General features: G+C 63.9%; 11 protein-coding genes. 5 read left to right on the forward strand and 6 right to left on the reverse strand.

All coding sequences use genetic code 11. The features are described from left to right. Positions 1-104: 104 nt before the first annotated feature. The gene (locus Q0D44_RS12880; RefSeq protein ID WP_294136991.1) at positions 105-869 is read right to left on the reverse strand and encodes an SDR family NAD(P)-dependent oxidoreductase; all 765 of its coding nucleotides are present in this window, start codon (positions 867-869) and stop codon (positions 105-107) included. Between the two features lie 22 nt (positions 870-891). Further along, positions 892-1,731 carry an IclR family transcriptional regulator gene (locus Q0D44_RS12885; RefSeq protein WP_294136992.1) on the reverse strand — a complete coding sequence of 280 codons (840 nt, stop codon included), beginning with the start codon at positions 1,729-1,731 and terminating at the stop codon, positions 892-894. A 180-nt stretch (positions 1,732-1,911) separates the two neighbouring features. Between Q0D44_RS12885 and rhmD the strand changes: the two genes are divergently transcribed. The 5 genes from rhmD to rhaT all read left to right on the forward strand — a co-directional run bounded on the left by rhmD (position 1,912) and on the right by rhaT (position 6,833). Beyond that, positions 1,912-3,117, forward strand: a complete 1,206-nt coding sequence (gene rhmD, locus Q0D44_RS12890; RefSeq protein ID WP_294136993.1) for an L-rhamnonate dehydratase — start codon at positions 1,912-1,914, stop codon at positions 3,115-3,117. Between the two features lie 22 nt (positions 3,118-3,139). Further along, the gene (locus tag Q0D44_RS12895) at positions 3,140-3,997 is read left to right on the forward strand and encodes a fumarylacetoacetate hydrolase family protein (RefSeq protein WP_294136994.1); all 858 of its coding nucleotides are present in this window, start codon (positions 3,140-3,142) and stop codon (positions 3,995-3,997) included. Further along, on the forward strand, positions 3,994-4,743 hold the full coding sequence (locus Q0D44_RS12900; protein WP_294136995.1) for an SDR family NAD(P)-dependent oxidoreductase: 750 nt from the start codon (positions 3,994-3,996) through the stop codon (positions 4,741-4,743). The genes Q0D44_RS12895 and Q0D44_RS12900 overlap by 4 nt, the downstream gene beginning before the upstream one ends. A 126-nt stretch (positions 4,744-4,869) precedes the next feature. After that, on the forward strand, positions 4,870-5,772 hold the full coding sequence (locus Q0D44_RS12905; RefSeq protein WP_294136996.1) for an amidohydrolase family protein: 903 nt from the start codon (positions 4,870-4,872) through the stop codon (positions 5,770-5,772). Further along, complete coding sequence (gene rhaT, locus Q0D44_RS12910; protein WP_294136997.1) at positions 5,769-6,833, forward strand: L-rhamnose/proton symporter RhaT; 1,065 nt, start codon at positions 5,769-5,771, stop codon at positions 6,831-6,833. The genes Q0D44_RS12905 and rhaT overlap by 4 nt, the downstream gene beginning before the upstream one ends. Here rhaT and Q0D44_RS12915 read toward each other — a convergent pair. The 4 genes from Q0D44_RS12915 to Q0D44_RS12930 all read right to left on the reverse strand — a co-directional run bounded on the left by Q0D44_RS12915 (position 6,809) and on the right by Q0D44_RS12930 (position 12,995). Beyond that, entirely contained in the window at positions 6,809-7,810 is a 1,002-nt protein-coding gene (locus Q0D44_RS12915) for a glycoside hydrolase family 43 (protein ID WP_294136998.1), read from the reverse strand. The two genes, rhaT and Q0D44_RS12915, sit on opposite strands and share 25 nt — an antisense overlap. After that, the gene (locus tag Q0D44_RS12920; RefSeq protein WP_294136999.1) at positions 7,783-9,279 is read right to left on the reverse strand and encodes an MFS transporter; all 1,497 of its coding nucleotides are present in this window, start codon (positions 9,277-9,279) and stop codon (positions 7,783-7,785) included. The genes Q0D44_RS12915 and Q0D44_RS12920 overlap by 28 nt, the downstream gene beginning before the upstream one ends. 95 nt (positions 9,280-9,374) lie before the next feature. After that, a complete protein-coding gene (locus Q0D44_RS12925) occupies positions 9,375-11,870 on the reverse strand; it encodes a glycosyl hydrolase 115 family protein (RefSeq protein ID WP_294137000.1) in 2,496 nt (831 codons plus the stop codon). A 9-nt stretch (positions 11,871-11,879) separates the two neighbouring features. Then, on the reverse strand, positions 11,880-12,995 hold the full coding sequence (locus tag Q0D44_RS12930) for a glycoside hydrolase family 88 protein (RefSeq protein WP_294137001.1): 1,116 nt from the start codon (positions 12,993-12,995) through the stop codon (positions 11,880-11,882). Positions 12,996-12,997 lie beyond the last annotated feature (2 nt).

The raw sequence follows: 12,997 nt of genomic DNA on the forward strand, positions 1-12,997 counted from the left end.
GTCATCGCTGTGCATGTGGCGACCCATCATGCGCCCCAAAGGAAGGCGCGAGGCGGTGATATGTGTCCCCGCCTTCGCGGGGATGACGGGGGTAGGTGGGGGTGTCACTGCAAATTCACATACATGCCGCCGTCGACCAGCAGCGCGGCACCGGTGACATAGGCGGCCATGTCCGAGGCGAGAAAGACGATGGGTCCGGCGAGATCCTCCGGCGCGCCGAGACGGCCGAGCGGGGTGCGCTGTTCCATGTAGCGGCGCTTTTCATCGTCGGCGAGATCATCCTTGTTGATCTCCGTCAGGATCGTGCCGGGCAGGACGCTGTTGCAGCGGATATTATGTTTGCCCAGCGCAATGGCGGTGGACTGCATCAGCGAATGGACGCCCGCCTTGGTGGGCGTGTAATGGGTCTGATACTCGCCGCCGACCAGCGCGGAGATGGAGGAGACGGCGACGATGGAGCCGCCATGGCCCTGTTTGACCATCTGCTGGGCGGCGGCCTGGACCATGAAATAGGCGCCGTGCAGGTTCACTTTGAAGGTGCGCTCGACCACATCGACCGGCATGTCGAGAAAGGCGTGGAAGGGGCAGATGCCCGCATTGCTGACCATGACGTCGACCTTGCCGAAGGCGTCTACGGCTTTGGCCACGAAATCCTGCGCGGTCTGCGGGTCGGCGACGTCGCCCTTGACCGCGATGGCGCGCTGGCCGAGCGCCTCGATCGCCTCGACACAGCTTTGGGCAGGGCCGTCGCTGCTGGCATAGTTGATCGCGACATTGGCGCCATGCTGCGCCGCGCCGATCGCGGCGGCGCGGCCAATGCCGGTCGATGCGCCGGTGACGAGGACGGTCTTGCCTTCAAGCAGTTTCATGGGGCGGGGCTTTCTTGTTAGATTATCGCCGCACGGCGCGGCGGGGTTTGAGGCCGGGGGTCCAGCCGAGATCGGCGCTGACCCGGTTGGCGGTGGCGCGGACGTCGTCGCTGAGCGCGGCCATGCGATCATCGTCCATATATTGGGCGGCGCTCGACAGGCTGATCGCGGCGACGATCGCGCCGGACGCATCGCGGATCGGCGCGGCGACGCAGCGTATCTGGTCCTCATTTTCCTCCAGATCATAGGTGCGGCCCGCGGTCGCATAGGCGCGCATCCGGTCGAGCCAGAGCGTATAGTCGGCGGCGTGGATGCCCGCTTCGCGTTCGGCGTCGAAGGCGCGCTGCCAGCGCGATTCGCTTTCGTCGAGCAGCAGCGCCTTGCCAAGGCCAGTCGAGGTGAGGGGATGGCGATCGCCGATGCGGCTGGAGATTTCGACGCGGCGGCGACCGGGGATCTTGTCGAGATAGAGCGCCTGATCGCCATCGAGACGGCCAAGATGGACGACATCCTCACTGGCGGCGGCGAGCGATTCGATATGGGGGCGGGCGATCTGGACGATGTCGGTCTGAGATTGGGCGAGGAAGCCGAGTTGCAGCAGTTTCGGCCCCAGCTGATAGCCTTCGCGCGGCAGGAAGGTCAGGAAGCCGCGTTCCACCATCGCATTGGCGAGGCGGTGGGTGGTCGATCGAGTGAGGCCCATGCGGACGGACAAGTCAGCCAGCTTGATCGGCCCGTCAATCACCTGGTCGAGCAGGTCCAGCCCGCGATGCAGGGTCTGGGAGCCAGCCGCCTTCGATTTTTCCTCAACCTCAACGATTTTCATTTCGCCCGATTCTGGATTTGACGTATTTTGTCTCATCTACTAATACTCTATCCCACAAAATGAGAAAAACAAGGGTGAAGGCGAGGACGGGCTGATAGTTTCGATCAACCTACCTCACCCAATACCCAGCCGTTATCGGTGTTTTGATCATATGGTGAAAGTTTTGGCTGCCGGTTCCCATATATTGGGCGGCGGCCGCGTTCAGGGAGTGGGTGTGTGCCGATCGTGACCCCGATTAAAACATTGCCGAAAATCAAGCATGTCCGTGCCTTCACGGTGCGCGGGGGCGGTGCCGATTATCATGACCAGGGCGAAGGCCATTGGATCGACGACCATATTGCCACGCCCATGTCGCGTTACCCCGAATATCGCCAGTCGCGGCAGAGCTTCGGCATCAATGTGCTGGGCACGCTGGTGGTGGAGATTGAGGCCGAGGACGGCACGATCGGCTTTGCGGTGACGACCGGGGGCGAGCCGGCGGCGTTCATCGTTGAAAAGCATCTGGCGCGCTTTCTGGAAGGGCGTTCGCCCACCGATTATGAGAAAATCTGGGACCAGATGTATTTTTCGACCCAATATTATGGGCGCAAAGGTCTGGTCGTGAACGCGATTTCCGGGGTCGACCTGGCGCTGTGGGACTTGCTGGGCAAGTTGCGGCAGGAGCCGGTCTATCACATGCTGGGCGGGGCGGTGCGCGACGAGCTGCAATTTTACGCCACCGGCGCGCGGCCTGACGTCGCCAAGGAACTGGGCTTTATCGGCGGCAAGATGCCGCTGCACCATGGCCCGGCCGAGGGCATCGAGGGCTTGCAAAAGAATATCGCCGAACTGGCGGACATGCGCGCAAAATGCGGTCCCGATTTCTGGCTGATGTGGGACTGCTGGATGGCGCTGGACGTGGATTATGCCACGCGGCTGGCGATTGCCGCCCATGAACATGGGTTGAAGTGGATCGAGGAAGCGATCAGCCCCGACGATTATTGGGGTTATCAGCAATTGAAGCGCAACGTCCCCAAGGGGATGCTGGTGACGACCGGCGAGCATGAGGCGACCCGCTGGGGCTTCCGCATGTTGCTGGAGATGGACTGCTGCGACATCATCCAGCCCGATGTCGGCTGGTGCGGCGGCGTGACCGAATTGCTCAAGATCAGCGCGCTGGCCGATGCCCATGGCAAGATGGTCGTGCCGCATGGATCATCGGTCTATTCCTACCATTTCGTCATTACGCGCCACAATTCGCCCTTCGCCGAATTCCTGATGATGCATCCGGGGCCGACCGAGGTGGTGCCGATGTTCCATCCGCAGCTGATCGGCGAGCCGGTGCCGGAAAATGGACGTCTGAAGGCCAGCGCGCTGGATGCGCCCGGCTTCGGCGTCGAGCTGAACCGCGATATCGCGATGCACCGCCCCTATACCCATTGATTGCCAAAGAGAGACTGATCCCATGAAATTCTGCCGTTTTGGGCCGCGTGGCCAGGAAAAGCCCGGTATCGTCGATGCCGATGGGAATATTCGCGACCTGTCGGGCGTGGTGGCCGATCTGACGATCGAGACGCTGGCCGCTGCCAAGGCTGCGGACGTCGCGTCGCTGCCGATCGTCGAGGGGACGCCGCGTTATGGCGTGCCGTTGAAGGGCGTGGGCAAGATCGTCGCCATTGGCCTCAACTATGAGGATCATGCGATCGAATCCAACCTGCCGATCCCGACTGAGCCGATGATGTTCATGAAGGCGCTGTCGTCGCTCAACGGGCCGAACGATGAAGTGATGCTGCCGAAGGGCGCAACCCATGGCGACTGGGAAGTCGAACTGGGGGTCATTATTGGCAAGACCGCCCGCTATGTCAGCGAAGCGGACGCTTTGTCCTATGTCGCGGGCTATACCCTGGTCAACGACGTGTCGGAGCGTTTCAACCAGAAGCAGCGCGGCACCCAGTGGAGCAAGGGCAAGGGGCATGACACATTCTGCCCGACCGGTCCCTGGCTGGTGACGCCCGACGAGGTGGGCGATCCCCAGGATCTGGACATGTATCTGGACGTCAATGGCGCGCGGATGCAGACCGGCAACACGCGCACGATGATCTTCAATGTCGCGCAGCTCATCTCTTACGTGAGCGAATATATCACCCTCTATCCGGGCGACCTGATGATCACCGGCACCCCGCCGGGCGTGGGTGAGGGCAAGAAACCGACCGCCATCTACCTCAAGGCCGGCGACGTCATGGAACTGGGCATCGCGAAGCTGGGCGTGCAGACGCAGAAGGTGGTCGAGTGGCGGCATCTGGGTGACGAGGTGCTGGGATGAGCATTTTTGCGGGACGCTATGCAGGGCGCTGCGCCATCGTCACCGGTGGCGCGTCGGGACTGGGCAAACAGGTCGCTGCGCGGATCGTCGCAGAAGGTGGCAAGGTGGTGCTGTGGGATGTGAACCCCGATGCGCTGGCAGCCGCCGGGGATGAGGTTGGCGCGAGCGCCGTAGCCGCGCTCGACGTGTCCGATCAGGCAGCGGTGGAAGAAGCGGCGAAGGCGAGCGCCGAAGCGCTCGGCAAGATCGACATCCTCGTCTGTTCGGCGGGCATCACCGGCGCGACTGCGAGCGTGTGGGACTATCCGCTCGACAGCTGGCAACGGGTCATCGACATCAACCTGAATGGCCTGTTCTACTGCAACCGGGCGGTGGTGCCGTACATGCTGCAGAACGGTTATGGCCGGATCGTCAATCTCGCCTCGGTCGCGGGCAAGGAGGGCAATCCCAACGCGTCCGCTTACTCCGCGAGCAAGGCGGGGGTGATCGGCCTGACCAAGAGCCTGGGCAAGGAACTGGCGGGCAAGGGCGTGATCGCCAATGCGCTGACCCCCGCGACCTTCGAAAGCCCCATCCTGGCGCAGTTGCCGCAGAGCCAGGTCGATTATATGCGCTCGAAGATCCCCATGGGCCGTCTGGGCGAAGTCAGCGAGTCCGCCGCGATGGTGTGCTTCATGGCGAGCGAGGAGTGCAGCTTCACCACGGCGTCGACCTTCGACACGTCGGGCGGGCGGACCACTTTCTAAGCCTATGTTTTGCGCGATTTCCGAGTCATCAGATGCAAGCATCTGACTAGAAATCGCTCCTGAAGTTGCGCGGCGCGACTGGACGGAAAGAGCCGGCGCGCTGCTTCTCCATAGGAGAGGACGGGCATGATTCCCTTTGTCGATGCGCATATCCATCTGTGGGATCTGGCGCATATCCGTTATGACTGGCTCAGCCCGCCTTTCTCCGACGAGGGGCCGAATGGCAGCGTCGAGGCCATTGCGCATAATTATGGCGTGGCGGCGTATCGCGCGGACCTGGCCCGATGGAATGTCGTCGGCGCGGTGCATGTCGATGCCGGGGCGGCGGCGGAGAGTGCGTTGCGGGAGACGCAGTGGCTGGACGGGCTAGCCGCGATCGAAGGGGTGCCGACCGGGATCGTCGCCTTTGCCGCGCTCAACGACCCGCAAGTCGATGCGCTGCTGGCCGCGCAGGCGGCGCATGGCCGGGTGAAGGGCATCCGCCATATCGTCAACTGGCATCCCGATCCCAAGCGGACCTATGGGCCTGTCGACCTGACGCGCGATCCGGCGTGGCAGGCGGGCTATGGATTGCTGGCCAGACATGGCCTGTCCTTCGACTTGCAATGCTATCCGGGACAGATGCCGGGGTTGGTGCCGCTGATCGAACGGCATCCCGACATTCCCGTCATCATCAACCATATGGGGATGCCGGTGCTGACCGACGCCGACGGCATTGGCGACTGGCGGCGGGGCATGGCGGCGCTGGCGGCGCTGCCGCATGTTGCGGTCAAGCTGTCGGGCATGGGTTTCATCCGCCGCGACTGGACCAAAGAGAATATCGCCTCCTTCATCCGCGAAACGATCGACCTGTTCGGGGTGGAGCGCTGCATGTTCGCCAGCGACACGCCGACCGACAAGCTGTTCGGCAGCATCGACCGTTACATGGAATCCTATCACGCCATCGTTGCCGATCTGCCGGAAGCAGACCGGCGCGCCCTGTTCGGCGGCAACGCCAATCGCCTCTATCGTCTGGGACTGAAGCTATGACCCCCAATCCGTTGCTCGGCGTGCTGTTCCACTGGCTGGGCGGTCTCGCCTCGGCCAGCTTCTATGTCCCCTATCGCGGGGTGAAGCGGTGGAACTGGGAGATTTTCTGGCTGACCGGGGGGATATTTTCCTGGGTCATCGCGCCCTGGTTCTTTGCGTCGGTCCAGACCAATGACCTGATGGGGGTGATGGCCCAGGTGCCGGGCAGCGTTGTGGGCTGGTGCATGTTCTTCGGTTTTCTCTGGGGCTTTGGCGGGCTGACCTATGGCCTGACGATGCGCTATCTGGGGCTGTCGCTGGGGATGGCGGTGGTGCTGGGGCTATGCACCGTGTTCGGCACGCTGATCCCGCCGATCGTGGACGGCACGTTCATGCGCGAGATTGCAGGCACGCTGTCCGGGCAGATCGTGCTGCTGGGGCTGGCGGTGACCGTGCTGGGCATCATCGTCGTCGCCATGGCGGGTGCGCGCAAGGATGCGGCGCTCTCGCCAGAGCAGAAGGCGGCGGTGGTCGCCGAATTTGATTTCAAGAAGGGTATCGCAGTCGCCATCTTTTCCGGCATCATGTCGTCCTGCTTTGCCTTTGGCCTGGCGGCGGGCCAGCCGGTCAATGACCTTAGCCGAGCGGCGGGAACCGGGCCGCTATGGGTTGGCCTGCCGACCCTGTGCATCGTCATGTTCGGCGGACTTGTGACCAACGCTTTGTGGTGTGCCTGGCTGATCGCCAAGAATAAATCGGCGGGCCAGTGGCTGGGCGCGGCGGATGCGCAGGGACAGCGCCCGGCGCTGCTGCCCAATTTCCTGCTGTGCGCGCTGGCGGGGACGGCCTGGTATTTCCAATTCTTCTTCTACACGATGGGCGAAAGCCAGATGGGCCGGTTCGGTTTTTCCAGCTGGACGCTGCACATGGCGTCGATCATCATCTTCGGCACCTGCTGGGGCTTTGCCTTTCGCGAGTGGAAGGATGCCGCGCCCGCGGTGCGGCGGATGGTGTGGAGCGGGGTCGGGCTGCTGATCCTGGCGACGATCATCATCGGCTATGGCAACCGGCTGGCGGTTTGAGGTTTCAGGCGGACGCGCACCGGGGCGTTGCGATCGACGGTCAGAATGCCGTCTGTCTCCGTGAGTTCGGCGATCTGGAGGACGCTGCGGCGCCAGAGGTCGGGTTTGGCCTGTGTGTCCACTTCGCCGCTCTGGTGGACGAAGTAGATGATGTACGCGCGGTTGCCCGTAACGATGATGTCGGGGTGCTGGCCCATGGCGCGATCGGTCGGATGGACGCCGGGAGTGGCGAGGATATGGTCGGGCTGGGGGGTCCATGTCGTGGCGTCGGGTGAGCGCATGACCAGCAGGCCTTTCCAGGCGTCGGAGATGAGCCACCAATTGATCTTCCAGTAGAAGGCCTTTGGTCCTTCGCCCGGCGTTTGCGTCAGGCGTTCGCCCGGCGTCCAGTGGACAAGGTCGCTGCTGTCGGCGGTACGGATCGCCTTATTCTGATGCTCGTCATTGTAGAAGAGGCGGTAGCCGCCTCTTGGCAGGGCGATGACGCTGGCGTCGATCACCCGGTCGGAGCCGAGATCGAGCCGGTCGCTACAGGTCCAGCTCGTCAGGTCGGGGCTGGTCAGATGGACGATGAAGCGCGGGGCGTTCCAGTCGCGGAAGATGCCCGGCACCACGGTTAGCCACATATGCCACTGGCCCGCGAGATACTGGACTTCCGGCGCCCAGAGCGTGTCGCCGGTGCAGCTTTTGGGGATATGGGCCGTGCCGCTGTAGGTCCAGTGCGCGCCGTCGCGGGAACGGGCGGTGCCGATCGCGGTGCCATGGACCCAGCGGACGTCCTTGGGATCATTCTGCGGCAGGTCGGCGCGGCGGTTGGTGTAGAACATCACCCATTCGCCGCTTTTGCGGTCATAGACGGTCGAGGCGTCGGCGGCACCATCATGCACCGGGTCGCGATAGAGCGGCTTGGGCGCGATCGGGGCGCTGGCGAGCAGGAGCAGCGCGGCGATCATCGGGCGACCGGGTTGTTGCCCCACAGCTGGTCATAGCGCCAGCCGGACAGATTTTCGACGATCGCGCCTGCCTCCACGCTGGTGGGGGTGCGTGCGCCGCTGCGCAGATGTTCGATCTCCGCCATCAGGATGGCGTGGGTGGCGGGGCTGAGGCGGAAGCGGGTGGAGACGAGGATGCCAAAGCCCAGCATCCCGACCGTGCCGATACCCAGCAGCAGCGCGATGGTGAGGATGGCGCTGTAGCTCTGCACCGGCGCGCCGGAGACAAAACCGCCCGCCTGCATGATGAAGCCGACGCCCGCGACGGCGGCGGCCTGGGTCGCCTTGCGCACGAAGGTCATGACCCCGGCAAAACTGCCCTCGCGCCGCTGGCCGGTGACGATCTCGTCCACGTCGGCCATATAGTTATAGGTGGCCCAGGGGATATAGTTGAGCGCGCCGCGACCAAGGCCCGCCAGGATGATCGGCAGCCAGATCATCGGGCTGCTTGCCGGGATGCCCAACACCCACAGGCCGATCAGCGTCAGCGCGCCCGCCGCGAAGGCGGCGGCGGCGATCTGATAGGCGCGGCTGGGGGAGGCGCGGAGCGCGAGGTTGATGGCGATGATCACCGCGACGAACTGGACGATATACATGGTGCCGAGCAGGCCGGATGCGATCGCCATGGAGCCGGTCAGCGCGAAGATCACGAAGAAGGTGAAGGCGGCGTTGAAAATATCCTGGCTGATATAGCCGCCCAGATACATGCCCAGATGCAGCCGGAAGGCGCGGATGCGCATGGTGGAAAAAAGATTGCGATAGAGCGCCTTGAACGCCTGCCCCGCGCCGCCCGACGATGCCGGCTGCGGAGCGAGTGTCGTGCCGGGCATATGCCGTTCCCAACTGAACAGATAGAGCAGCCCCGCGGTCGCCATGAACAGGATGGCGAAGATGATGCCCATATAGAAGAAGGTGTCGGCGCTGTCGCGGCCAAGCGTGGTGATCAGCCAGAGCGGCAGGAAACCGGCGAGGATGGCGGAAGCCTGACCGAACAGGATGCGCGCGCCAGCGAATTTCGCCTTGGTCTTATAGTCGGACGACATTTCGGCGGCGAGGGTTTCGAACGGGATGATCTCCATCGCATAGACCAGCTCGAACAGGACATAGCTGACCAGATAGTACCAGAATGTCTGGCCCGGCAGCCACATCAGCGCGAAGCTGGGTAGCAGGGGAATGGCGGCGAGGATGAAGAAGCGGCGACGGCCAAAGCGCTGGCCAAGCCGGGTGCGGCCAAAATGGTCGGAGATATAGCCGATCATCGGCGAGGCGAAGGCGTCGAGGATGCGTGCGACTGCGAAGATGGTGGCGGCCTGCCCCGCGGACAGGCCGCAAAACTGGGTGTAGAAGATCAGCACCCAGCCGGAAATCACCGCCATCGACCCCGCGCCCAGCACGTCGTTAGAGCCGTAGGCGAGATAGTTGCGCAGGCGGACGGGGCGGGTTTCGGGGGTCATTGTGCTTCCGTCCTCTGCCTTCGGTCGTGCTGCCCTGTTCGGGTCTGGCACGCGATTAAATACCATATAGTGGATGCGTATCACGCCATGTGAAATTAATGCAAGTCGTCTTTGTCGATTGCGGGGGTGAAGCGGATCGCTTCGACCAGCACGCCCGGATCGGCGGCGCGTAGCGTCAGGCGGTGGGTGCCAGTGGCTAGCGGGGCGGGCAGGGGCAGGGCGATGCGATTGTCCAGCACTGCCAGCGCCCAGTCGCGGTCGCCGGTCTGGCGTGGGGCGGTAAGGGGATAGTCTATGCCATCGATGGTGAGCGTGAGGCGCAATGGATCGCCATCCTTGTCGGCATAGGTGGGCAGGATATCGACGGTTGCCTGCCACTGGCCTGCGGGCAGGGTGATAGTCGCGCTCACCGGGCCGGGCTGGTCGGTGGGGGCGAGGACATTGCCGTGGCGGCCCAGCCCGTCGCCTTGTCGCCATCCCTTGGCCGGGGTGAAATCGCGCGGGGTGAGCAGGGGGGCTGGCGGGGGTGGGGTGTTGGCGCGTGGCGTGGCGGCCAGCGCGGGGACGTCCGGCGCGGGGAGCAGCGGCGGGGTGAGGCGGTAGCTGCGCCATTGCCCGTCGGCTGGCTCGACCGCCATCATGCCACGCCATTTTCCGCCTGCAATGGCGTGGTTGTAGCGGTGGGTCAGGTCTCGCAGCATGTCGTCCGCCCGGTGGGCGATCGCGCCGCGTTGGAGCGCCTGGGGCAGGTCTATGTCGCGCAGCCGGTCATGCGCTTCGGCAGCAAAGAAGCGCTGATTGGCCGCGGCGGAGGCGACGACGGGATAGGTGACCAGCTCGAAAAAGGCATCGCGGCGATCGGCGGGAATGTGGGATTCCAGTGCGGTGACGGCCGATGTCATCGCGGCGAAATCGGCGAGGCGGGCGTCGGCCTGCGCGATCGACAGCGGGCTGGGGCGGGCCTTTTCGCCGGGCAGATAATATTGGAGATGTCCAGGGCGACGATCGAAATTGAGCCGGTGATAGTCGCGCAGGATTGTCGCGATCGGGCGGGCCTGGGCCGGGGCGATATTTTCGGCGGCCCAGCTTTCGACGAAGCGGTCGATTGGCCGGGCGCGGGTGGCGTCCACGTCCCAAGCGAGGGAGAGGAAATAGTCGGTGGCGAGTTCGGCGGGTTTGAGATCGCCGACATTAGCGACCCAGATTTGCCGCGCGCCGCGATCATAGGCGCGGCCCATCTCCTCACGGATCAGCGCGGGCGGGGTGGTGGAGAGCCAGAGGTAAGAGAGTGGCGCGCCGAGATAGGAGAGGTGATAATAGACTCCGGAGCCGCCAGCACGGGCGCGTTCGGCGGCGTCGGGGAAGTGGCGGATATAGCCGAAATTATCGTCCGGCCACATCAACGTGACATCGTCGGGGATTTTGAGGCCCGCACGGTAGAGGTCCAGCACTTCCTTATAGGGGGTAAAGACTTGCGGTGCCTGGGGGATGCCCGCGCGATCCAGCATCGCGCGCTGGTCGGCGATGATGTGGTCGAGCGTGGCGCGGCGATCGTCCAGCGTCGCCGGGCCGACCATGCCGCTGTCATGGATGCCGCGCATCCCCAGTGTCCAGATGCTTTCATAGCGGGCATGGCTGGCGACGCGCGTCTGCCAATAGCGCTGCACCCCCGGTGCGTTCGTCACATAGTTGAAATCGTCGGGCGGTGCCGTCCATTCGCCGACATTGTTGCGCAGCATCGGTTCGGCATGGCTGGACCCCATCACGATGGCATAGCGATCGGCCAGGGCGGCATTGGCGGGATCGGCATTGAAGGGCTGGGTCAGCTTGTGCATCGCGGGCCAGAGCAGATTGGCCTTCAGGCGCAACAACAATTCGAAGAGTCTGGCGTAGGTCTTGGGGCCGAGCGGCTTTTCGTCCGGGGCGTGGGTGGTTGCGGCCCAGGGCACCAGTCCCCAATCCTCATCATTCAGGAAAATGCCGCGATAGCGGACCGAGGGCGGGCCGAAGCGGCGCAGCCCTTTGGCGACATGGAGTGCGGCGCGCCGGGCGGGCGTGACGTCGGCCCACCAGTGCCAGGGGGAAACGCCGATGGCGCGGGAGAGTTCATAGGCACCATAAGCAGTGCCGCGCCGGTCGCTGCCGATGATCAGCAGCGCGCGGGCGACGCCGGGGCTGGGCCGATCGACGCTGGTGATGAGGAAACTTTCCCACGCGCCCTTGAGGCTGCCGATGGCGATGCGCCGGTCGACCACCAGCCGGTCGATCGCGGCGTTGCGGCCGAGCGTGCCGATCCAGATTTGCGTGCCGCCGCCGGGCGTGCCGCGCGTGACGGTGGCCAGGTCATCGCGCAGATCCTGCGCGGCGATGGCGACCACGGCGTGGTCGGCCGGATCGGTGACGACATGCGCGACCTGCTGGCCCGATGCCAGCGTTACATCACCTTTGCGCGCGCTGGCGTGGACCCAGCTTTCCGCATGGGCGTTGACGGCAAAAGCCAACAGTAATGCCGCCAGCCCGGTGAGGCTGGCGGCACCTTTCAGCAGGATGATGCGAGGGAACGATCCTTCCAAGATATCGGCCCCGCCCATGCTGCTGTGTCAGATATAGGTGCGCAGAAATTCGGCGAGCGCGCAGATCGCCAGGCTCTGGCCATAGGGCATGGAGGTGAGTGGGATATCCTTGTAGAATTGCAGCGTATCGCCCATCGCGGTGCCGAAGCTGACCTGTTTCAGCTCGCCCGTATCGTCGATATTGGCCAGCACGCCCTCGACCGCGCGGATGCCGACCGCTTCATAGTCACGCGGCAGATAGCCCTTTCGCACGGCTTTGAGGATACCATAGGCGAAACCGGCGGTGGCGGACGCCTCCAGATAGCTGGTCGGGTCGGTAATCAGCGTGTGCCACAGGCCGGTGTCCGGGTCCTGCGTGGCGGCCAGCGTTTTCACCTGGGCGGCGAGCGTGTCGATCAGGAAGGTCCGTAGCGCGTCGCCTTCGGGCAGGTCGAGAATCTCGATGATTTCGGGGATGGCGATCGTCACCCAGCAATTGCCGCGCGCCCACAGCGCTTCGGCGAAATTGTGGCGACCGTTGAAATCCCAGCCGTGGAACCACAGGCCCGTTTTCTTGTCGAACAGATATTTAATGTGGATGAGGAACTGGCGCTTGGCTTCCTCGACATAATGGGGGCGGTCGAGCAGCAGGCCGATCTTGGCGAGCGGCAGCACCGACATCATCAGCGTGTCGTCCCACATTTCGCCCGGATTTTCGTCATTATAGACGATATGCTGGAAGCCGCCCTCCTCCGTCTTGGGCAGGCCGTCGGGGGCCATCAGCCATTCGGCCCAGCTGTCCAGATAGGGGATGTAAGCGGGCGAGGGTTCATGCTCGTAGAGGTAAGCGAGCGTGATGAACGGGGCCATGGTGTTGATATTCTTGGTCGGCGTGCCTTCGGCAAAGCGATCCGCAAACCATTGTTTGATGATGGTCAGCGCCTTGGCATCGCCGGTCTGCTCATAATAGCGCCACATGCCGAACAGGCCCACGCCATGGGTCCATTCCCATCCGGCCCAGCCCTTGGTATCGATGATGCGGCCATCGTCCAGATGCAGCAGGAATTCGCCGGTTTCGTCGGTGATGTTGACCAGATTGTGCATCAGGCGGTCGATGGCGTCGATCACGCTGGACCGTGCGACGTCATGAGTAAGGGCGGCCACTA

It is taken from the genome of Sphingobium sp. (genome assembly GCA_023266575.1).
Taxonomy (GTDB): Bacteria; Pseudomonadota; Alphaproteobacteria; order Sphingomonadales; family Sphingomonadaceae; genus Sphingobium.

Bases quoted from the DNA above. Each gene is read 5' to 3' on its own strand.
- Q0D44_RS12880 (WP_294136991.1), bottom strand. From the start codon at position 869: ATGAAACTGCTTGAAGGCAAGACCGTCCTCGTCACCGGCGCATCGACC.
- Q0D44_RS12885 (WP_294136992.1), bottom strand. From the start codon at position 1,731: ATGAGACAAAATACGTCAAATCCAGAATCGGGCGAAATGAAAATCGTT.
- Q0D44_RS12895 (WP_294136994.1), top strand. From the start codon at position 3,140: ATGAAATTCTGCCGTTTTGGGCCGCGTGGCCAGGAAAAGCCCGGTATC.
- Q0D44_RS12900 (WP_294136995.1), top strand. From the start codon at position 3,994: ATGAGCATTTTTGCGGGACGCTATGCAGGGCGCTGCGCCATCGTCACC.
- Q0D44_RS12905 (WP_294136996.1), top strand. From the start codon at position 4,870: ATGATTCCCTTTGTCGATGCGCATATCCATCTGTGGGATCTGGCGCAT.
- rhaT (WP_294136997.1), top strand. From the start codon at position 5,769: ATGACCCCCAATCCGTTGCTCGGCGTGCTGTTCCACTGGCTGGGCGGT.
- Q0D44_RS12920 (WP_294136999.1), bottom strand. From the start codon at position 9,279: ATGACCCCCGAAACCCGCCCCGTCCGCCTGCGCAACTATCTCGCCTAC.
- Q0D44_RS12925 (WP_294137000.1), bottom strand. From the start codon at position 11,870: ATGGGCGGGGCCGATATCTTGGAAGGATCGTTCCCTCGCATCATCCTG.